General features: G+C 57.7%; 1 pseudogene. It reads left to right on the top strand.

Going from position 1 to position 215, the window contains the following annotated elements:
* Window positions 1-97: 97 nt before the first annotated feature.
* A pseudogene (locus tag RRF55_RS29135) lies at window positions 98-215 on the top strand (ABC transporter substrate-binding protein); the annotation flags it as partial.

The following is a 215-nucleotide window of genomic DNA, read 5'->3' as shown; positions in this document are numbered from 1 at the left end:
GATGAGCTTTGCCGCCGTTTGCGCCCTGCTGGCAACGCTTTATCTCTATCGTCGTCGCACGTTAATCCTGCAAACCGCCGTTAAGGAGTGATCCCTCATGCTTACATTCAGAACGGTGATTGCCGCCCTGACCTTCGCCACCCTCAGCGCGGGCACGCTTGCGCAGGAGGTAACGGTGATGATTTCTGGTGGCTTCAAAGCGGCGCTGGAGAAGC

The sequence above is a fragment of the Klebsiella sp. K47 genome (assembly GCF_051858335.1).
GTDB lineage: Bacteria > Pseudomonadota > Gammaproteobacteria > Enterobacterales > Enterobacteriaceae > Klebsiella > Klebsiella pneumoniae.
The sequence above is the reverse complement of the archived record's forward strand: the minus strand, read 5'-3'. Positions and strand labels throughout refer to the sequence as shown.